Genomic DNA, 20,625 nt, shown 5'->3' with positions numbered 1-20,625 from the left:
ATCAGGAATTTTCTCACGTGAGGGAGAGAATTATCAAAGAAATTATCCAATGGTGTTAAATTTTATTGATCTATTTTATAAAATGTTGATGCCAATATTGTTTGCTCTAATTAACATAGTACGGATTCATGAGGAGTGGATATTATCACAAGAACCATCATATTTTATAAAATGTTGATGCCAATATTGTTTGCTCTAATTAACATAGTACGGATTCATGAGGAGTGGATATTATCACAAGAACCATCATAGCACTTGTATGCGATACAATTTTATGTGCTGCAATTATAGTTATTGATTGGTTTTATTTTTTTGAAATTTCACACAAAAATAACGGATTTTGCAAAAGTCATCTTCCTTTTATTAATTCAATTGCTAATGGTTTAAGGAAAGTACTGAAGGAGGTTTAAAATTATGGCAAAGAAGAAAGTATGTTGTTCTTTTGATTATGAACACGATAGAATATATTATAATTTATTAGAGGCTTGGAATGAAAACGATGATATTGATTTTTCAATTAACGATTGTACACCAAGTGAAATTCAAAGTGAATCGGTTTCGACTATTAAGCAGGTGTTGAGTACCAAAATAGGTCAAGCCAACTATATGATTGCAATAGTTGGTAAACATTCAAATGACAAACATCCGGATAGTGAGGAAATCGGTTATAGAAATTGGCAAGCATATGAAATTGCAAAAAATTATGAAAAAGGAAATGGCTTAGTTGTAGTCAAATTAGATAGTTCATATGAGGCACCAGATGAAGCATATGGAATTGGTGCAGAATGGGTATATTCATTTAATTTGGAGAATATCTTGAATGCTTTAAATGAGTTGGCAAAATAGAAGCTGAGCTTTAAGAAAATAATCTATACATAACTATTGGAACAATACAAAAGAGGTGGGCATATATGAAAGTGTTTATTAGTTGGTCTGGAAATAAAAGTCATAAAGTTGCGATGATTTTTAGAGAGTGGTTGCCATCAGTAATTCAGTCGCTGGAGCCTTATGTATCTTCAGAGGATATTGACAAAGGTGCTAGGTGGAGTAGTGATATTGCAAAGGAATTGGAAGATTCCACATTTGGAATTTTGTGTGTGACTAAAGATAATTTACATGCACCATGGTTGTCTTTTGAAGCAGGTGCATTGTCTAAAACTATGGATAAATCTTTTGTAACACCATTTCTTTTTGATATAAAACGTTCGGAAGTTAATGGACCTATTTTACAATTTCAATCAACTGTTTTTGAAAAAGAAGATATAAAGAAGTTGATACATACATTAAATAAAGCATGTGGTGAAAACGGAATATCAGAAACTATGCTTGATAAGGCTTTTGAAGTATGGTATCCGACATTGGAAGAGGAACTAAACGGCTTAAAAGAGGATAATGAAAATGATTTGGAAAAAAACATCCAAGAAGAGAATCATTCGACTGAAATTATAGAAGAAATATTGGAATTATCAAGAGACAATCAAAAGCTGTTGCGAAATCCCGACTCTAAATTGAATGATAGCATTGATGAATTAAAAGAACGGTTAGATTTAACTTTATCCAAAGTTGAGAGAAATATAGATTTTGAAGAACGAAGAATGCCTAGAAAATATAAATCTATGTTCATGGAAGAACTTATTCACTCCATTTTGCCAGATTGTCAAAAACAATATGCTTTTTTGATAGTGTTAAGTATGGTTCAGGACAAATTACCATGGATATATAACATAGGAAAAGAATTATTGGAGATGCTTTCGTCAGAAAATAGTATTGATGTAAAAAGGGAATCAATCAATAATTTTAGAAGAATCATGGAGGTTTCTTTTGAACATCCAATGATGAGGGAAGTTTATATGCGAAAAAAAGACGATTATATATTGATGCGTGATATGGAACATATGCTAATGGAATTAGTAGGGGCATTAGAAAAGGAGATAATTGATTAACAAGATAGACTGGCAACAAATTGGCAACAGAAAATCAGCGAGCCAAAATAATATATGCAACAGAAATAAAATAACGGCAAAAAAGGATACAGAACTTAAACAAATATATTTAAGAACATCTTTGGATTTGCCGAGTTTGAATAATTTGAAATGCTTTAAGAACCCAGTATTTATGCGGGTTTGCAGCACTTTTAAAAGTCTTTTGATAACAATTTGATAACGGTTGCATGAGAGCCATTATTCTTGTAATCCAGTGGTTTTAGGGTTAGAGAATGATTGACAGGTGGTTGTGCAACAAATAAATTCATATTTATCTAAAAAGCCCTTAGCTGTGGGTATAAAACTCATAGCTAAGGGCTTTTGTCGTGCTTATTTATCTGGTTTGAGTTTGTCTTGGAACATTTCGACCGTAAATGGTAAACCACACATCTCTAGAACTACACCTCCAAGTTTGAGATAATGTTGGAAAAGTTGTACAATACACTTTTCCCATTTTTCACACTAGGAGGTCAATTATGAACACCAAACTTGACACAGCACAGATCCGTGTAAAAAACTGGGCTGCTATTATTCAGGAGCGCAACGAATCTGGTCTGTTTGTCAAAGATTATTGTGCACAGCATCAGCTTTCATGAGACTCTTATTATTACTGGCTCCGCAAAGTGAAAGAGGCCCTGCTTGTAGAAAGCGGCTTTATTGAAGTAACGCAGCCAAAGCAGTTCCCTGTGCAGAGGTCTGTAACAGCTGATCCAAATGAAATGTTAACGCTCAAATTTTGCGGAATGCAGCTTGAGATTCCTATTTCCATTCAAAGGGATACCTTGTCCATGATCATTGAGGTGACCGCCCATGCTCAATGATGCGGATATTTCACGTTTCTATCATGTCTATGTTTTTGTCGGGAAGACCGATCTCCGTAAAGGCATCGATGGCCTGTCAACGTTGGTGAAACAAAAGTTTCAACTGGATCCTTTTCACGCTGGAGACCTGTTTCTCTTCTGTGGTTCCAGTAACCGGAAGATCAAAGGGCTGGTCTGGGAGGAAGACGGCTTCCTGCTTATTTATAAGCGGCTGGAGGCGGGAACTTTTCAATGGCCCCGATCGGAAGCGGAAGCCCGGAACATCACTTCGGAGCAGTATCATCTGCTCATGAGCGGATACTCCATAGATCCATCTGTCCATAAGATCGATCCAAAACATCCAGTGTGACTTTTGTACAAAACAGAGAAGTTTTCTGTTTGATTCGAAAGCCTGTATGGGGATAAAAAGTTCTGTTTTTTATCCGCTTAACATGAATTGTGGACAGTCTTCTCTGCCACATGAAAAGTAAGCCGGATCCACCTGTTTTCAGGCAGCCTGGAAGGTATTCTCTACAGAAAGAACTGCTTTTGGAGCAGGAGTTTTCCACCGTCAAAATACCGAAAAGATATCGGTCTGATTTTTGTGTTTTTTCGCTTCTTCTGTTATACTGGATCCATAAAAGCGAAGGAGACTGATCGTCCGTATGGCACTTGCGTTATCAAAAGAACAGCTGGCAAAACTGAATAAAAAAGATATCCTGCAGCTCTTGCTTGAAAGCATGGAGCAGGAAAAAGAATTACGTAGCCAGCTGGCTGTTCTTACGGATGAGTTGAAACGGACAAACCAGCAGATGCAGGTGATCCTTGAAAAATGGAACCTTGCGCAGGCAACTCGCTTTGGACGTTCTTCTGAAAAAATGACATATGATACCGGAGCCTGCCAGCAGTTGGAACTAGCCATCATGTACGCGGAATGTTTCAATGAAGCAGAAGCATGTTTTTTACGGCAAATCTTGCTAATACCCCCAGGTTTCGCCTATAATAGGATTCAGTATGAATAATAGAAAGAAGGGGGTTAAGCAATGCAGGCATATACATATATTTCTAAGGGAAAGTTTGAATTAGTGGAAAAACCAAAACCGGTGCTTATGCACGAACGGGATGCGATTGTAAAGGTAACACTGGCCAGCATCTGTTCCAGTGATCTGCATATCAAACACGGAAGTGTGCCGCGGGCGGTCCCTGGAATTACAGTCGGTCATGAGATGGTAGGAATTGTGGAAGAAGTTGGGTCAGCGGTGACCCATGTGAAGCCGGGGGACAGAGTCACTGTAAACGTAGAGACCTTCTGCGGTGAATGCTTTTTCTGTAAAAATGGATATGTAAATAACTGTACGGACGAGAATGGCGGCTGGGCCCTGGGATGCCGTATCGACGGCGGGCAGGCCGAATATGTGCGGGTTCCATTTGCAGATCAGGGATTAAATAAGATTCCGGATGGAGTGACGGACCGGCAGGCACTGTTTGTGGGAGATGTGCTGGCGATCGGCTATTGGGCGGCGAGAATCTCTGAGATCACGGAGGAAGATACGGTTTTGATCATCGGTGCCGGTCCGACGGGTATTTGTACCCTTCTCTGCGTAATGTTAAAGAAACCGAAACGAATCATTGTCTGCGAGAAAGATGAAAACCGCGTCCGCTTTATAAAGGAGCACTATCCGGATGTATACACCGTTTTACCGGAGGAATGTCTGGAATATGTTCAGAAAAACAGTGATCATGCGGAGCCGATGTAGTCCTTGAGGTGGCAGGAGCCCCCTCTACTTTTCGGTTAGCCTGGGAATGTGCAAGGCCTAATGCAATCGTCACAGTGGTAGCGCTCTATGACGAAGCCCAGACGCTGCCGCTTCCGGATATGTATGGCAAGAATCTTACCTTTAAAATCGGCGGTGTAGATGGATGCGACTGTGAGGAGACGCTTCGCCTCATTGCAGAGGGCAAGATCGATACGGAACCGCTTATTACCCATACCTATCCGCTTAGCCGGATCGAAGATGCATACGAGCTTTTTGAGAACAAGAAAGATGGAGTGATTAAGGTAGCGGTGGAGTGCTAGTTGGATAAAGAAAGGTAAGAGATACATGCAGAACATCAGATGGGCAGTTCTTGGAACCGGAGTGATTGCAAATGAAATGGCCGTGGCCTTAAAGAAAAACGGGCGAAACATCGATGCGGTGGGTAACAGAACCCATGAGAAAGCGGTTGCATTTGCAGAAAAATATGGGATAAAAAAGGTATATGATAATTATAATGACATGTTTACAGACCCGGATATTGATGTAATCTATATCACAACTCCCCATAATACCCATATTAATTTTATGCGCAGGGCAATTGAGAATGGAAAGCACATTCTGGTCGAAAAATCTATCACCTTAAACAGCCGGGAACTGGATGAGGCAATTGCTCTGGCGGATAAAAAGGGTGTTGTCATAGGTGAGGCCATGCCGATTTATCATATGCCGATTTATAAAAAGCTTAAAGAGATTCTTGAGTCAGGGAAACTTGGAAAGGTGAATCTGATCACTATGAATTTTGGAAGCTTCAAAGAATATGATATGAACAACCGCTTTTTTAATAAAAACCTGGCAGGAGGTGCCATGCTGGATATCGGGGTGTACGCGCTTTCCTTTATTCGGTGGTTTATGGATTCCAAGTCGGATCAGCTTTTATCCCAGGTAAAACCGGCACCTACAGGAGTGGATGAACAGGCAGGATTGCTGCTGATGAATCAGGAAGGCCAGATGGCATCTGTCATGTTGTCGCTGCATTCCAAGCAGCCGAAAAGAGGCATGGTATCCTGTGAAAAGGGATATATAGAAATCATGGAATATCCGAGAGCCTGGGAAGCGAGAATCACCTATACAGATTCCGGAGAAACGGAAGTGATTCAGACCGGTGAGCATGCAGATGCGCTGGCCTATGAGCTGGCGGATATGGAGAAAGCCATCCGTGGGGATGCAGAATGCATGCATTTGGATTATACAAAAGATGTGATGGATATGATGACGGAATTCAGAAAAGAATGGGGATTTCAGTATCCGGAGGAGATGTAAATTATGGTACGAAAACATATCTTTTTTTCCGGCGATGTCCAGGGAGTCGGCTTCCGTTACCGCTCTTTTTATATCGCCCAGTCCCTTGACCTGACCGGCTGGGTGGAGAACCTGTGGGACGGAAGAGTGGAGATGGAAGTGCAGGGAAGAGAAGTTTCCATTCGGGAAATGTTAGCTAGGATTCAGCAGCAGAGATGGATCAACGTGGCGGATATGGAGATCACAGAGATTCCCTGTGAAGAAGAACGGGGATTTAAGATAAGATAAAAACGAGGGGGATGTTACTATGTTTATCAATTTTTCCAATCATCCAAGCAAACTTTGGGCAGAGGATGAGAGAAATGCGGCTCTTCAGTATGGCACGATTGAGGATCTGGCCTTTCCGCAGGTTCCGGAAGGCGCAGTCTAATCACTGGCTAAGCCAGTGGTCATGATTTGCATTACCAGAGCCAATTCCATTTTTGGGTGTATAAAAATACAGGAAAATGACAAAAAACATGTAAATTTTTAGTTGGCTTTTTAGCATTCTATGGTAGACTAATATGGTATATCAAAAAAATGGGAAGGAGACTCAAAAATGAGCCAAAAAGAAGAAAAAGGGCTAAAGTCCTTTAACAAGGGATTCCAAGTGCCAGATACCTACATTATCATCTTTTTAGTAGTCGTTATCGCAGCACTTCTGACATTTCTTGTACCAAAGGGATTTTACGAAACACAGGATATTTCATATATGATCAATGGTGTTGAGAAAACCCGTACAGTAATCAAGGACGGAAGTTTCCAGTATCTGACAGATGATGCAGGAAATGTAGTAACAGAAGGAGTAGCACTCTTTAGCGGAGATGGTGGAACAGGATTCTTCAACTATATGTATAACGGAATCGTAAATAGTTCTGCAATCGAGATTATCGCATTCCTTATGGTAGTAGGTGGTGCATTTGGTATCATGATCCGTACAGGTGCGATTGAATCTGGATTGATCGGATTGATCCGTAAGGCCAAGGGAGCAGAAAAACTACTGATTCCGATACTTTTCGTACTGTTTTCTCTTGGTGGAGCAGTTTTCGGAATGGGAGAAGAAGCGCTTCCGTTTACTATGATTCTTTGTCCGTTGTTTGTAGCAGTTGGATATGATTCAGTTATCGCAGTTCTTGTTACTTATGTTGCCACACAGATTGGTTTCGGTTCATCTTGGATGAATCCGTTCTCTGTAGGCATTGCACAGGGTATTGCAGGTATTGACGTATTCTCCGGTGCAGGATTCCGTATGGTAATGTGGGTCGTATTTACAGCACTCGGCTGTGGAATGACTATGTTCTATGCATCAAAGATTAAAAAGAATCCGACAATCTCAATCGCATATAAGACGGATTCATATTTCCGTGAGCAGAATGAAACAACAGGAATTGACGAAGGACATTCATTTGGTCTTGGACACATTTTAGTCCTTCTGACACTGGCTGTTACAGTAGTATGGGTAGTTTGGGGAGTTATGACTCAGGGATACTACATGCCGGAGATTGCAACACAGTTCTTTATTATGGGAATTGTTTCCGGTGTGTTTGGAGTTATCTTTAAACTGAATGATATGAAACTGAATGATATTGCAACATCTTTCAAAGATGGAGCAAAAGACCTGATCGGTGCTGCCCTTGTCGTTGCTATGGCACAGGGAATCATGCAGGTTCTTGGTGGTTCTGATCCGACAACACCTACAGTTATTAATACAATTATGTATAATATTTCAAATGCATTGTCTGGAGTTTCCGGAGCAGTTGCAGCCGTACTTATGTATCTGTTCCAGTCCGTATTTAACTTCTTCGTTGTATCCGGAACAGGACAGGCTGCCATCACAATGCCGATCATGGCTCCGCTGTCAGACCTGTTAGGTGTTTCGCGTCAGACAGCTGTAGTTGCATTCCAGCTTGGTGATGCATTTACAAACCTGATTGTTCCTACATCCGGATGCTTGATTGGATCTCTTGCAATTGCAAAGATTGAGTGGTCTAACTGGATTAAATTCATGTGGAAATTCCTTGGTGTCTTAATGATTGGTGCAATCATTACAGTTCTTGTTGCAGTTGGAATTGGATTCTAAAATATGTATTTTATCTCAGTCGAGAAGACTCCCACCTCTTTTGGTGGCGAGTAATAGCAAATTTGTCGCAGTGGGAGTGATTTGTGATGAAATTAATTCAGAATATTGATGTTTATGCTCCACAGCATCTGGGGAAAAAAGATGTACTTATAATCAATGATAAGATTGTTAAGATTAAAGATGCGGGTTCTATATCCGCAGACGGATTTCTTTCTGAGACAGAAAGGATCAATGGAGAGGGGCTACTTTTAACTCCGGGATTCATTGATAGTCATGTTCATGTACTCGGAGGTGGTGGCGAAGGCGGATTCGCCAATCGTACTCCGGAAGCAACCATGGAAGGACTTACGAAGTTTGGAGTGACAACCGTTGTTGGCTGCCTTGGAACAGATGGAATCGGTCGTGATATGTGTGCACTGGTTGCAAAGACAAAAGGATTGAATGAGCAGGGAATGTCTGCATACTGTTATACCGGAAGTTATCAGATTCCGGTCCGCACGTTGACTGACAGTATTGTGAAAGATATTATGATGATTCAGGAAATCATTGGAACGGGAGAAATCGCGATCTCTGATCATCGTTCTTCACAGCCGACTTTCGAGGAATTTGCACGTGTCATTGCGGATACAAGGATTGGTGGTGTTCTTTCCGGGAAAGCTGGCATTGTAAATGTTCATCTGGGCGATAGTCCGAGATGCTTAGATCTGATTGAACGAGTAGTCGATGAGACAGAGATACCGGCAACTCAAATACTGCCAACACATATCAATCGAAATGAGATGCTTTTTGGCAAGTCGATTGAGTATGCACTGAAAGGCGGAGCAGTAGACTTTACTGGAAATGAAGATATTGACTATTGGGAAACTATCTGTGATGAGGTACGTGTATGTAATGGTATCAAACGGATGTTAGATGCAGGAGTAAATCCTGACCGCATAACAATTTCTTCTGACGGGCAGGGAAGCCTTCCGATGTACAGTAGTGATGGCAAATTCCTTGGAATGGGCGTTGGACAGTCCAGCTGCCTTCTGAAGGAAGTAAAGGAATGTGTATTTAAAACAGAAATTCCTTTAGAAATAGCAATTTCTACAATTACATCGAATCCAGCAGATATTCTTTGTCTTAAGGGAAAAGGTAAGGTTGAAGAGGGCTATGATGCGGATCTTTGTATTCTCGACCAGGAACTTCAGCTTGTTGAAGTGATTGCAAAAGGGAATACAGTTTATAAAAAATAAAGGATATCAGATGTGAGAAGCATCAGTCACTTAGTTGGCTGGTGCTTTTTTGCGTGCTTATACAGTTGATAAAATGATAACCTTGCATAAAAAGAGATGCTGTCGGCTGGTAGAATTAAAAAGAAAAAAAGTTGTTGACATACACCACAAATATAATAACAATTCTAAATGTTTGAATTATAATTATTCTATATGATAGAAGAAGGAGATAAATAATAAATGGATGATTCCTTTCACTACTTGGGAGAGTTATTCTTTTATCTATTTAAGCGACCAGCTTAAGGCAAAGTTGACGGTATATCGGACGTTTTGTCCGAAACCATAGCCTGATCCCTTCTTTTACATACGACAGTATGCCTGAGATACCTTTAGCCAGCCGATAATAGCTGAAATGGATTTTTTCTTTTATAGGGTCTGCTTTCTGTATGATTGCAACCTTCAGGGCATGCGTTTCTGATTTCATGGACATATGTGCCAGAAATGCCATGCACAGGGGAATATAAAAATTTAGGGCATTGATTGCAGTGAGCTTCCTTACGCGGAAGTTTTCAAACTGAAACATCTGCTTTTTTAGAGGTTTCTGGGCTTTGTGCTTGCAAAATGCTTGCAGTAAGTAAAATTTCTTATAATTTGAAAATACCAAGATGAAAATATCAATGAAAATATCAAGGAAAGAAATCTCTTGACATTTCCCACCAACATGCCTAAAATAATAAACAGATTGCATACATGAAATCAATCAAACCAAACAAACAAACCAAAAGCTATGATCGTGTTCTATAAGATACTGTTTCCGGTCAGAGAGAAGAGGTCAGCGGCTGTGAGCCTTTTCCCGTTCAGACAGATATCCGAATTTCCCACGGGAGCTGCATTGCTGAAATTTAGAGTAGGCATTGCCGTCTGGTGTACGTTACATACCGGAAAGTGTCTGTGGCAGACGAAAAAATGACCTGCCGACAGGAAGCTGGGTGGTACCGCGGTATAGATATGATCGTCCCTTTGCACGTTTTGTGCGAAGGGATTTTTTTATGTCATGTCGCAAGCGACCGCGCGAGACGCCCGAATGTGCCAGAGAACATCCTTTATGCACAAATTCGTGTCCACAAGTTAAAGCAATATCAAGATAAAAAGCAACAAAAGTAATAGAAGGAGAGAAATCATGCAGGATTTAAAAGAACTGAATGAAGTGATCACTGCGATCAAAGAGGAAATCCGCCAGGGTGCGGATGCTCTGACGACTTCCAAGAGTGTCTATGAGTTTAAGAAGACCTTTCTGGATAATAAGCAGGGCAGAATTGGTCTGCTGATGAAAGAAATGCGTAATGTTGCCAATGATCAGAAAGCGGAATTTGGTAAGACAATCAACGGCGCCAAGGAGTGGGCAAACAATTTCTTTGACGAGCTGGATCAGAAATTAAAGGAGAAAGAGCAGCAGCAGCGCTATGAATCAGAGAAGATTGATATTACGATGCCGCCGGTTAAAATCCGTTACGGCAAGCTGCATCCGGTTACGACGGTCCGCAATCAGCTGACGGATATCTTCACCTCTATGGGATTTGAGGTATATGAGGGAACCGAGATCGAGACCGATTATTATAACTTTACGGCTTTAAATACACCGCAGGATCATCCGGCACGCGATATGCAGGATACATTCTACCTGTCTCCGGAGTTCTTGCTCCGTACCCAGACATCGGCTGGACAGGTTCATGTCATGGAAGCGAAAAAACCGCCGATCAAGGTTGTTTCCCCGGGTAAGGTATTCCGTTCTGATGATGATGCGACCCATTCTCCGATGTTCAGCCAGATGGAAGGCCTGGTTGTTGATGAGGGCATCACCCTGTGTGATTTAAAGGGTATGCTGGATATGTTTGTTCAGAGAATTTTCGGTGAGCAGACAAAAACGAGACTTCGTCCGTCCTATTTCCCGTTCACGGAGCCGTCTGTCGAGGTCGATGTAAGCTGCTTCCAGTGCGGCGGAAAGGGCTGCCGTCTGTGCAAGGAAACTGGCTGGATCGAGGTTCTCGGCGCTGGTGTGGTAAATAAGAAGGTACTGGAAAACTGTGGCATTGATTCCAATAAATACAGTGGATTCGCATTCGGATTGGGTCTGGAGCGTATCGCAATGCTGAAATACGGCATCAACAACATCAAGATGCTTTTTGAGTCTGATCTGCGTGTGCTGGATCAGATCGATGACTGATCAGGACAGGAGGATTAGAAATGCTTGTACCGTTAAGCTGGTTAAAAGATTATGTAGATATTAATATTTCCGCAGATGAGCTGGAGAAGAAGCTTTTTGACTGTGGATTTGAGGTAGAAGAAAAATGGCAGGTTGGCAAGGATATCAGCGGCATCGTCGTTGGTTATGTTGACTCCTGTGAGCCGATTCCGGAAACACATCTTCATGTGTGCCAGGTCAATGTAGGTGGTCCGGAACTCTTACAGATCTGCTGTGGCGCTGACAATGTAAAAGCTGGTGGAAAATTCCCAGTTGCCATGATTGGCGCGAAAGTATATGCAACTGCAAAAGATCATGTGACGATCGAGGGCGTGGCTACCATTAAAAAGGGTAAATTGAGAGGTTATGAGTCCCAGGGTATGCTGTGTTCTGGTACCGAGCTTGGCTTAAACGAGGATCTGTATCCGGGTGCTGGTTACAACGGATTGCTGGTTCTGCCGGAGGATGCGGAAATTGGTTCGGATGTCAAAGAGCTGACCGGCTTAAATGACTGGATCTTCGATGTTTCTATCACGCAAACCGTCCGGATTGCCAGAGTATTTTCGGTCTGGCAAGAGAGGTTGCTGCCGCACTGGGCGAGCCGCTCAAGACGCCGGCACTGGATTACACTGAGACAAAAGTTGAGAAAGAAGGCTTCAACGTAACGGTAGAGGCACAGGATCTTTGCCCGCGTTACATTGCACACTATGTATATGACGTAAAACTGGGTCAGTCCCCGGCATGGATGAGACGACGTCTGGCTTTGGTAGGGAATAATTCCATTTCCAATATTGTTGATATTACAAACTATATCATGCGTGAGTTAGGTCAGCCGCTTCATGCGTTTGACTGCGATTATCTGGAGGGCAATGCGATCAACGTAAGACGCGCGGCCGAGGGCGAGAAGATCGTGACGCTGGATGAGAAAGAATTTACCTTAAATCCGAACAATCTGGTTATCTGCGACGGCAAAAAGCCGGTAGCACTTGCCGGAATCATGGGTGGTTTAAATTCTGAGATCCGTGATACCACGACGGAAGTGATGTTTGAGGCAGCTAAATTTGCCCGTGACAACATCCGCAGAAGCTCCCGTGCATTAGGACAGGGATCCGACGCGAGCCAGCGATATTCTAAGGGGGTCGATGAGTACACAACTGAGATGGCGATGAAACGTGTCCTGCACCTGGTTGAGGAGCTGGGAGTTGGTAAGATTTCCAAGACCCATAAAAATGTAAATACCGGAAACTCCTTAGAGCCGACTACCTTCAAGACAAGTGTTAAGAAGGTAAACGCTGTTCTGGGTATTACCGTTCCGAACGAGGATATTTTACGCATCCTGACTGGCTTAAACTTCCAGCCGGAGATCAACGGCGACGAACTGACCATGCATTTCCCGGCATACCGCGAGGATATGGAAGATTATCCGGATGTTGCCGAGGAAGTGATCCGTATGTACGGCTACGATCACATCACATCGACCTTCATGCCGAGTGCTAAGGTGACGATCGGTGGAAGCAACCTGCGTCAGAGAACAATTCTGAAAGTAAAGAGAACGCTGTGCAGTGTTGGCGCATTTGAGGGAATCCACTATTCCTTCTTCTCCCCGTCGGATCTGGATGAAATGGGATTTGCAGAGGACGCGCCAGAGCGCAGGGCGATCCGCATCATGAATCCGATCAACGAGGATCTGTCCCTGATGAGAACAACACTGGCACCGCAGATGATTCATGCGATGGGACGCAACCAGAAGAGAGGCATCTTCGAGGGACGTATCTTCGAGATTGGAAATGCATTTATTCCGAAGTCCTTGCCTCTGACGGAATATCCGGAAGAGCGAGAGACGCTGTGCATCGGTGCATTTGGCAAGGAAGAGTCCTTCTTTACCTTAAAGGGAATGGCAGAGGCAGTTGCCGATGTTTTAAATATTACTTTTAACTATGAAAAAGCAGAGAAACCGTTCCTGCATCCGTATCAGACCGCAGCGATCTTCTGCGAGGGCGAGGAGATTGGTTACCTCGGTAAGGTAAAATATGAGATCATGAAGGAAGAGGCAATGCGCGAAGATGCGTATGTGTTGGAGATCAGCATGAAAGCGCTGGAGAAATGGTATGGAAAAGCCAAAGTATTTGAGCCGCTTCCAAAATTCCCGGAGGAAAAACGTGATCTGGCGCTGGTTATGGACAAAGACATCACCTGCGGACAGGTTGAGGGCTGTATCCGCGAGGCTTGTGCTTACGTCAAGGATGTTAGCCTGTTCGACGTATACGAGGGCAGACAGATCGCAGCCGATAAGAAATCGATGGCATTTACCGTTCTCTTCACTCCGAAGGAAGAGGCGTTCAAGGCAGATACCGTTGACGGATATGTCAAGAAAGTGCTGAAACAGCTGAATAAGACGTATGGAATTGAGCTGAGAAGCTGATTTTGAAGGAAAGAAAAGGCTGCTGCCCAGAGAGAGAAACTTTGGACGGCAGTCTTTTTGTGTAATAGGAAATTCCTTGGAATTCCCTATTACACAAAAAGACACTAACGTGCCAATGATGCGCACTCGCGCGAAGCAGAAACATGTCGCAAGCGACCGCGCTCGGCGCGAGAATGTGCCAAGGCACATTCTTTTTCACGTTCATAAAAAAATGTTTGATGATAAGTTTGATTACGCTTCATTTTCTATTCGTATAATCACAATATCATTTAATTTCAAAACCATATTTTTCTGCGGAAGCACCGACAGATCATCGCGCAGCACCAGAAATATCTTGATATTCTGCTCTTCTTCCATCTCTTCAATGGTTTTTCCGGCATACCGTTTATCGACGAAAACCTCGGCAATTTCCTGAATATCCGCGTCCTTCATGCTGGACAGGCTGCTCTTGCGCTGGTACTGTTCGACGAATCCGGCGCTGATGATACCGGTTGGGATCGCGACGGCACCGACACCGAGGTAGGCGATGCAGATCGCCATCACGCGCCCAAGCGTTGTGACCGGGTAAATATCGCCGTAACCGACGGTCAGCAGCGTGGACATACTCCACCAGATGCCGCTGAATGCATTGCGGAAAATGTCCGGCTGAGCGTTGTGCTCGACACTATACATGCACATGCTGCTCGCCAGCATCAGCACCATGACGATGAACACAGAGGAAATGATCTGGTTCCGTTTTTCATAGAGTACGGTGGTAATGATGTTGAACGAGTCGTATTTCGCATTGAGCCGGAACAGATGGAAAATCCGCGCCACGCGCAGCATACGGAAAATGATGAAGCCCGACAGAAAAAAGACCGGGATGATCGTCAGCAGATCCACCACTCCATCAAAGGAAATGAGAAAGCAGAACCGGGCGCGTCCCGGCGTTTTTTCTGGATAGAGATAGTCGGCAGTCCAGATGCGCAGCGCGTATTCAATACAGAAAATCAGGACACTGGCATGTTCCAGCATGGTAAACAGACCACCGAAGGATGTTAATTGATCGAATGTTTCCAGAAACGTGACAATGATATTGCAGATGATCGTGAAGGTGATGAAAATATCGAATGCACGGCTGATACGGTTGCTCTTGTCGCCGATCTGGATGATGTTAAATATTTTTTCTTTCATAGTGGATATTTTTATAATAATTTTTGGGTGAATGTGTTTCCCTGTTGGTATAAAAGAGGGGGGTATCTCAGTCGAGAAGATTCCTACCTCTTCAGGAGGTGAGTAATAGCAAATTTGTCTCAGTGGAAGCCTTGTCTCCGACTGAGATAAACGCTCCGCGAGGATGCGCAGTGATCCTGATAGGAATATGTCAGCTTCGCTGACCAGGATCACGCGCCAAGTCTCACGGACGTTCGACTTGAATATAGTTACAGATATTATTATTGTATCATTTTCAGGCATCCCTTGCAATCTTTCTGGTGTCTGGGTATAATTTCTGTAGGTAATTTAAAAAGGTAAAATGCTTTGTTTAGAACGGCCGCATTTAAAATAGAAGGTGCCGTATAATAGCAAGCATGCTCACAAAGGAGGAATACGATGCTGTTTATTTATTATCCAAAATGCAGTACCTGCCAGAAAGCGAAAAAATGGCTGGATGCACAGGAAATTTCATATACAGAGCGCCATATCGTGGAGGAAAATCCGACGTATGAGGAATTGAAGAAGTGGCAGGCGAGAAGCGGGCTGCCGATCAAGAAATTTTTCAATACGAGCGGGATGCTATATAAGGAAATGCAGTTAAAGGATAAGCTGCCGCAGATGAGCGAGGACGAACAGTTGAAGCTGCTTGCCACCAATGGGATGTTGGTAAAACGCCCTGTCATTGTGGATGGAGATACTGTTTTAACGGGATTTCGGGAGAAGGAATGGGAAGAGAAGTTGCGGTGATGGACTGGGAGCAGAAGTTTCCTTTCTTACGTGAAAAAGGACACGTGGTTTCGCTGATTGGCGGAGGCGGAAAGACGACGCTTCTGTATGCGCTGTCGGCGTACTGCACGGCGAAGGGATGGCGGGTGCTGACGGCGACGACGACGCATATTCGGAAGCCGGTAAATGTGCCGTGGATTGTGGTAAATGAGGAAGAAAATACCGCGTGGGAGAATGCCAGAAAAGAGCGCGATCGTCTCTGGCAGCAGGGAACCTATGTCGTAGCCGGAACCCCAGCCCCACACGAAAAATTGACAATTCTGCCAGAATCGATTCGAAGCGAGTGGATTTCGGATGCAGATATCACATTTCTGGAGGCGGATGGCGCGAAATGTCTTCCGTGTAAATTTCCGGCGGCGTATGAGCCGGTGATACTGCCGCAGAGCGATATCGTGCTGGCGGTTGCGGGGCTGAGTGCCCTGTATCGTCCGCTGGGGGAGGTGTGCTTTCGGGCGGAACTGGCGATTGAGGCGTGGAACAGGGATGTGTGCGAGTATGGGGACGCAGCTTATCCCAAAGAAGGAAAAAGACTGCTCAAAGAAGTGCCCATTTCGAAAGATACGCCTTTGACCCCAGAACTTCTGGCGTGGCTTCTTGGTAGCGAAAACGGTGCCAGAAAAGATATATCGGGGCGTTCGTTTTTTGTGGTTCTGAACCAGGCGGACACGTCAGAGCGCCGGAGGATGGCAGAAAGGTACTGGATATCCTGAAACATAGCTACGGAATTCAGGGAATTTTAACTTCCTTTTCAGAAACAGAACGAAATCAGGGGTGAGAAAAATGAGTGAGAAAAAGGACATTGTATTTTGTACGGGCGGCGGCTGTACGGCGAAGCTGGGAGCCGGTGTTTTAAGCCGCATTTTGGAAAAACTACCGCGCGGCGAGAAGGATCCGAATCTTTTAGTCGGATATGACAGCCGGGACGATGCGGCAGTGTATCAGGTTACGGAGGAGCTGGCGCTGGTACAGACGGTTGATTTCTTCCCGCCGATGGTGGACGATCCGTATATTTTTGGACAGGTTGCAGCGGCAAATGCGCTGAGCGACGTGTACGCGATGGGCGGTGAGGTCAAGACGGCGCTGAATCTGGTGTGTTTTCCGGAATCAATGGATTTGAATGTTCTGGGACAGATTTTACAGGGCGGCGCGGAGAAGGTGGCAGAAGCAGGCGGCATTCTCGCGGGCGGTCACTCGATTGCGGACACGGGCGTGAAATACGGTTTGTCCGTGACGGGACTGGTAAATCCGAAAAAGCTGTACGCCAATGATGCCGGACAGCCGGGCGACCGCCTGATTTTGACAAAGGCATTGGGTGTTGGGCTGATTTGTTCGGCAAACCGCGTCGGAGAAGTGACAAAAGAGCAGATGGACGGAGCGGTACAGTCGATGACGACGCTCAATAAAACAGCGGCGGAAATCAGCCGGAAGTACACGGTTCACGCGTGCACAGATGTGACTGGGTTCGGTTTCCTGGGACATCTGCATGAAATGATGGGGCGCGGGCTGTCGTGCGAGATTGATGTGAAGCATATCCTGGTGCTTCCGGGCGCACGTGAGTCGGCAGATGCGTTTTTATACACGGCGGCAGGACAGAGAAACCGCAACCATGTCGGGGCGGCGGTGCAGTTTGAAAATGTACCGTTTTCAATGGAAGAGGTCTTGTTTGACCCGCAGACCTCCGGCGGACTTCTGATGGCAGCTGCCCCGGATGAGGCGGAGAAACTGGAACAGGAGCTGCAGAACGCCGGGCTTCCGGCGCGGATCGTGGGAATGATCACGGAACCGGGAGAGGTTGAAATTTTTGTACGAGGATAGGAGGAAACAGAAATGAAGAAAGTAGATGCAAGAGGAGACGCATGCCCGATTCCGGTCGTAAAGGCAAAACACGCGATAGAGGAACTTTCGGGTGCCGGACAGGTGGAAGTGCTGGTGGATAATGAGATTGCAGTTCAGAATCTGACGAAAATGGCGGAGCAGAAGGGCTATCAGAGCAGTGCAAAGAAGCTGGCGGATCAGGAATATCAGGTTATCTTTACGGTGGGTGAACAGACAGAAGAGGAAAAAGCACAGGCAGGAGCCGGATGCGAAGCCTGTATTCCGGACAGCCGTACCGATACCGTGGTTGTGATTGCCAATGATAAGATGGGCGAGGGCAGTGAGGAACTTGGAAAGACGCTTTTGAAGGCATTTACATTTGCCCTGACCCAGCAGGACAACTTGCCGAAAACCATTCTTTTCTATAACGGCGGAGCCAGTCTGACCTGTGAAGGATCTCCGATGCTGGAGGATCTGAAGACACTGGAGGCAGAAGGTGTGGAGATCCTGACCTGCGGCACCTGCCTGAATTTCTATGGTCTGACCGAGAAGCTGGCAGTCGGCGGTGTAACCAACATGTATGTCATCGCTGAAAAAATGCTGGGCGCTGGAAATGTGGTAAAACCATGATTTATATGGACAATGCGGCGACTTCGCTTCAAAAGCCGCTGCAGGTGGAACAGGCAGTCCTTGAGGCGCTTCGCACCGCAGGAAATCCGGGGCGCGGCGCGCATGAGGCAACCTTACATGCTTCAAGACTGGTGTACGGGGCACGTGCGGCAGCAGCAGAATTGTTTGATGCGGAAGAAGCGTCGCGGATTGCCTTTACGGCAAACGCAACGGAGGCGCTGAACATAGCCATTTCCGGGCTGATTCGTCCGGGCGATCACGTGATCACGACGGTCTGTGAGCATAATTCGGTGCTGCGTCCTCTTTATCGTCTGCGTGATCAGGGTTCGATGCTTAGTTTTGTGGGTGTGGATGCGCGTGGAAATCTAAAATATGAAGAGTTGGAAGCATTTCTGCGCCCAGAGACGCGTGCGGTGGTAATTACCGGCGCCTCCAACGTGACAGGAAATGTGACGGATCTTTCCTATATTTCTTCGTTTGTTAAACGGAATGGACTGCTTCTGATTGTGGATGCGTCGCAGACTGCAGGGGAAGAACTGTTTTCCGTGCAGAAGCTCGGAATCGACGTGCTCTGTTTTACCGGGCACAAGGCGCTTCTGGGACCACAGGGAACCGGCGGGCTGTATGTGAAGCCGGGACTTTCGGTGGAACCACTTCTGGTTGGCGGCAGCGGCATTCACAGTTATGATGAACACCATCCGAAGGAAATGCCAACGGCACTCGAAGCCGGGACGCTCAATGTCCATGGTCTGGCGGGGCTGGCAGCAGGCATCCGTTACCGGATGGATCAGGGGATCGAGAAATTGCAGAAACGGGAGCGGGATTTAACACGCCGTTTTTACGAACAGGTAAAGGAAATTCCGGGCATCATTGTGTATGGAGATCCGGCGGCAAAATGTCATGCGCCGATCGTCTCCCTCAACCTTGCCGGGGAAGATTCGGCACGTGTGGCGGATGCACTCTGGGAGGAATACGGCATCTGCGTCCGCGCGGGGGCACACTGTGCGCCGCTCATGCACCGGGCGCTTGGAACGGTCGGTCAGGGAGTGGTGCGGTTCAGTTTTTCGCATTTTAATACGGAAGAGGAGATTGAGAGGGCAGCAGAAGCAGTTCGGGCACTGGCAGAGGAAGCGTAGGGGAGAAATTGGTAGTATGAGAGAAAAACATCCATTTATCGTACTGTCCTTTCAGACAACTGTGGCGGCGATGGAATGGGAAAAACGATGTATGGAAACGGGCATTCCGGGACGTTTAATTCCACTTCCGAGGGAGATTTCTGCCGGCTGTGGTCTTGCGTGGCGGATGCGTCCGGAAGAGTGGGAGCAGTGGAGCGGACGGGTAGACACTTCTGTTTATGATAAGGTGTCGTGTGTGTGGCAGTAAAAAGAATTACTCTAAAAGCAGAAAACACAATCAAAGGAATTATTTGAAGAAGAAGCTGCATAAACAGGTAATGGAAATAATAGTAACAAAAGTGAGATAGGAGAAGGCATCCTCATGAAACGAGATGATTTAATTATTGTGCGCGGCGGCGGTGACCTGGCAACTGGAACGATTCATCGGCTCTGGGCGGCAGGGCTTCGGGTGCTGGTGCTGGAGATTGAAAATCCGGCGGCGATTCGGCGACAGGTAGCTCTGTGTGAGGCGGTTTATACAAAAACAACTGAGGTCGAGGGGCTTCGTGCTGTCCGGATTGATCGATATGAGGAGGCAGAAGCGGTCTGGCAGGAAAATAGCGTGCCGATTTTGATTGATCCGAAAGGCGTGTCGATTGGAGCGCTGAAACCGGCTGTTGTGATCGATGCGATTCTGGCAAAGCGAAATCTTGGAACCCGCCGGGATATGGCACCGCTCACGATTGCACTTGGTCCGGGCTTTACGGCAGGTGAGGATGTGGATGTTGTGGTGGAGACAAAGCGCGGTCATCGGCTGGGGCGAATTATCCGCGAGGGTGCGGCAATCCCGAATACGGGGATTCCGGGCGTGATCGGTGGATACGGTGCAGAGCGGGTGATTCACGCGCAGGCAGCGGGTATTTTCAAAAATGTGCGTGTGATCGGTGATATCGTTGAAGCCGGGGACACGATCGCGGAGATTTGGCAGGAGGACGGAACGAAACTTCTGGTTCAGACACAGATCACGGGCATTCTGCGAGGTCTTTTGCGGGATGGTTATCGGGTGACGGAACATTTCAAGGTAGCAGATGTCGATCCGAGAAAAGAGGAACTTTCCAACTGTTTTCTGATCTCGGACAAGGCGAGATGTATCGCGGGAAGTGTACTGGAGTTGGTGTGTGCCCAGTTATGGAAGTAAAAGAGAGACTATAGCAATAGTTCCTTTGAGAAAAATTCTAAGAAATTTCATC

General features: G+C 45.4%; 20 protein-coding genes and 1 pseudogene. 20 read left to right on the top strand and 1 reads right to left on the bottom strand.

Annotated features, from left to right (window positions below):
* Positions 1 to 414: 414 nt before the first annotated feature.
* From DWX76_RS04720 to pheT, 13 genes and pseudogenes are all read left to right on the top strand, one after another.
* On the top strand, positions 415 to 846 hold the full coding sequence (locus tag DWX76_RS04720) for a TIR domain-containing protein (RefSeq protein WP_118570202.1): 432 nt from the start codon (positions 415 to 417) through the stop codon (positions 844 to 846).
* Between the two features lie 65 nt (positions 847 to 911).
* Entirely contained in the window at positions 912 to 1,943 is a 1,032-nt protein-coding gene (locus tag DWX76_RS04715; protein WP_118570201.1) for a TIR domain-containing protein, read from the top strand.
* An 849-nt stretch (positions 1,944 to 2,792) separates the two neighbouring features.
* Positions 2,793 to 3,152, top strand: coding sequence for an IS66 family insertion sequence element accessory protein TnpB (gene tnpB, locus DWX76_RS04705; RefSeq protein WP_118570200.1), 360 nt, complete (start codon positions 2,793 to 2,795; stop codon positions 3,150 to 3,152).
* A 295-nt stretch (positions 3,153 to 3,447) separates the two neighbouring features.
* The gene (locus tag DWX76_RS04700) at positions 3,448 to 3,804 is read left to right on the top strand and encodes a hypothetical protein (RefSeq protein ID WP_118570199.1); all 357 of its coding nucleotides are present in this window, start codon (positions 3,448 to 3,450) and stop codon (positions 3,802 to 3,804) included.
* 21 nt (positions 3,805 to 3,825) lie between these two features.
* Positions 3,826 to 4,859: pseudogene (locus DWX76_RS04695) on the top strand (alcohol dehydrogenase).
* Between the two features lie 25 nt (positions 4,860 to 4,884).
* Complete coding sequence (locus tag DWX76_RS04690; RefSeq protein ID WP_118570198.1) at positions 4,885 to 5,859, top strand: Gfo/Idh/MocA family protein; 975 nt, start codon at positions 4,885 to 4,887, stop codon at positions 5,857 to 5,859.
* A gap of 3 nt (positions 5,860 to 5,862) precedes the next feature.
* Positions 5,863 to 6,126, top strand: coding sequence for an acylphosphatase (locus DWX76_RS04685; RefSeq protein ID WP_182429726.1), 264 nt, complete (start codon positions 5,863 to 5,865; stop codon positions 6,124 to 6,126).
* Between the two features lie 19 nt (positions 6,127 to 6,145).
* Entirely contained in the window at positions 6,146 to 6,268 is a 123-nt protein-coding gene (locus tag DWX76_RS14930; RefSeq protein WP_267895299.1) for a hypothetical protein, read from the top strand.
* A 168-nt stretch (positions 6,269 to 6,436) separates the two neighbouring features.
* Complete coding sequence (gene yfcC, locus DWX76_RS04680) at positions 6,437 to 7,957, top strand: putative basic amino acid antiporter YfcC (protein ID WP_117796202.1); 1,521 nt, start codon at positions 6,437 to 6,439, stop codon at positions 7,955 to 7,957.
* Positions 7,958 to 8,043: 86 nt separating this feature from the next.
* Positions 8,044 to 9,192 (top strand): beta-aspartyl-peptidase, encoded by a 1,149-nt coding sequence (gene iadA / locus DWX76_RS04675; protein ID WP_118570196.1) that lies wholly within the window; start codon positions 8,044 to 8,046, stop codon positions 9,190 to 9,192.
* Positions 9,193 to 10,351: 1,159 nt separating this feature from the next.
* Positions 10,352 to 11,395, top strand: a complete 1,044-nt coding sequence (gene pheS, locus DWX76_RS04660; protein ID WP_117796200.1) for a phenylalanine--tRNA ligase subunit alpha — start codon at positions 10,352 to 10,354, stop codon at positions 11,393 to 11,395.
* A gap of 20 nt (positions 11,396 to 11,415) precedes the next feature.
* A complete protein-coding gene (gene ytpR, locus DWX76_RS14925; RefSeq protein WP_243021981.1) occupies positions 11,416 to 12,078 on the top strand; it encodes a YtpR family tRNA-binding protein in 663 nt (220 codons plus the stop codon).
* Positions 11,973 to 13,835: a phenylalanine--tRNA ligase subunit beta gene (gene pheT / locus DWX76_RS04655; protein WP_412693990.1), complete on the top strand. Its 1,863-nt coding sequence runs from the start codon at positions 11,973 to 11,975 to the stop codon at positions 13,833 to 13,835. The genes ytpR and pheT overlap by 106 nt, the downstream gene beginning before the upstream one ends.
* A gap of 231 nt (positions 13,836 to 14,066) precedes the next feature.
* Here the strand turns inward: pheT and DWX76_RS04650 are convergent, their stop codons facing one another.
* Complete coding sequence (locus DWX76_RS04650; protein ID WP_022359086.1) at positions 14,067 to 15,008, bottom strand: ion transporter; 942 nt, start codon at positions 15,006 to 15,008, stop codon at positions 14,067 to 14,069.
* A 417-nt stretch (positions 15,009 to 15,425) separates the two neighbouring features.
* Here DWX76_RS04650 and DWX76_RS04645 point away from each other — a divergent pair, with 417 nt between their 5' ends.
* The 7 genes from DWX76_RS04645 (at position 15,426) to yqeB (ending at position 20,573) form a co-directional block, all read left to right on the top strand.
* On the top strand, positions 15,426 to 15,776 hold the full coding sequence (locus DWX76_RS04645; protein WP_022359085.1) for an arsenate reductase family protein: 351 nt from the start codon (positions 15,426 to 15,428) through the stop codon (positions 15,774 to 15,776).
* Positions 15,755 to 16,525, top strand: a complete 771-nt coding sequence (gene yqeC / locus DWX76_RS04640) for a selenium cofactor biosynthesis protein YqeC (RefSeq protein ID WP_243022451.1) — start codon at positions 15,755 to 15,757, stop codon at positions 16,523 to 16,525. The genes DWX76_RS04645 and yqeC overlap by 22 nt, the downstream gene beginning before the upstream one ends.
* Positions 16,526 to 16,595: 70 nt before the next feature.
* Positions 16,596 to 17,630 (top strand): selenide, water dikinase SelD, encoded by a 1,035-nt coding sequence (gene selD / locus DWX76_RS04635; RefSeq protein ID WP_118570195.1) that lies wholly within the window; start codon positions 16,596 to 16,598, stop codon positions 17,628 to 17,630.
* Positions 17,631 to 17,642: 12 nt separating this feature from the next.
* Entirely contained in the window at positions 17,643 to 18,260 is a 618-nt protein-coding gene (yedF, locus tag DWX76_RS04630; protein ID WP_022359082.1) for a sulfurtransferase-like selenium metabolism protein YedF, read from the top strand.
* Positions 18,257 to 19,396: an aminotransferase class V-fold PLP-dependent enzyme gene (locus DWX76_RS04625; RefSeq protein ID WP_118570194.1), complete on the top strand. Its 1,140-nt coding sequence runs from the start codon at positions 18,257 to 18,259 to the stop codon at positions 19,394 to 19,396. Before yedF ends, DWX76_RS04625 begins: the two co-directional genes overlap by 4 nt.
* A 16-nt stretch (positions 19,397 to 19,412) precedes the next feature.
* Positions 19,413 to 19,643 (top strand): DUF3343 domain-containing protein, encoded by a 231-nt coding sequence (locus tag DWX76_RS04620; protein ID WP_118522642.1) that lies wholly within the window; start codon positions 19,413 to 19,415, stop codon positions 19,641 to 19,643.
* 114 nt (positions 19,644 to 19,757) lie between these two features.
* Positions 19,758 to 20,573: a selenium-dependent molybdenum cofactor biosynthesis protein YqeB gene (gene yqeB, locus DWX76_RS04615; protein WP_118293485.1), complete on the top strand. Its 816-nt coding sequence runs from the start codon at positions 19,758 to 19,760 to the stop codon at positions 20,571 to 20,573.
* The last annotated feature ends 52 nt before the right edge of the window (positions 20,574 to 20,625 follow it).

It is taken from the genome of Clostridium sp. AF21-20LB (genome assembly GCF_003478795.1).
GTDB lineage: Bacteria > Bacillota > Clostridia > Lachnospirales > Lachnospiraceae > Otoolea > Otoolea fessa.
This window is presented reverse-complemented; position numbering and strand designations above follow the sequence as displayed.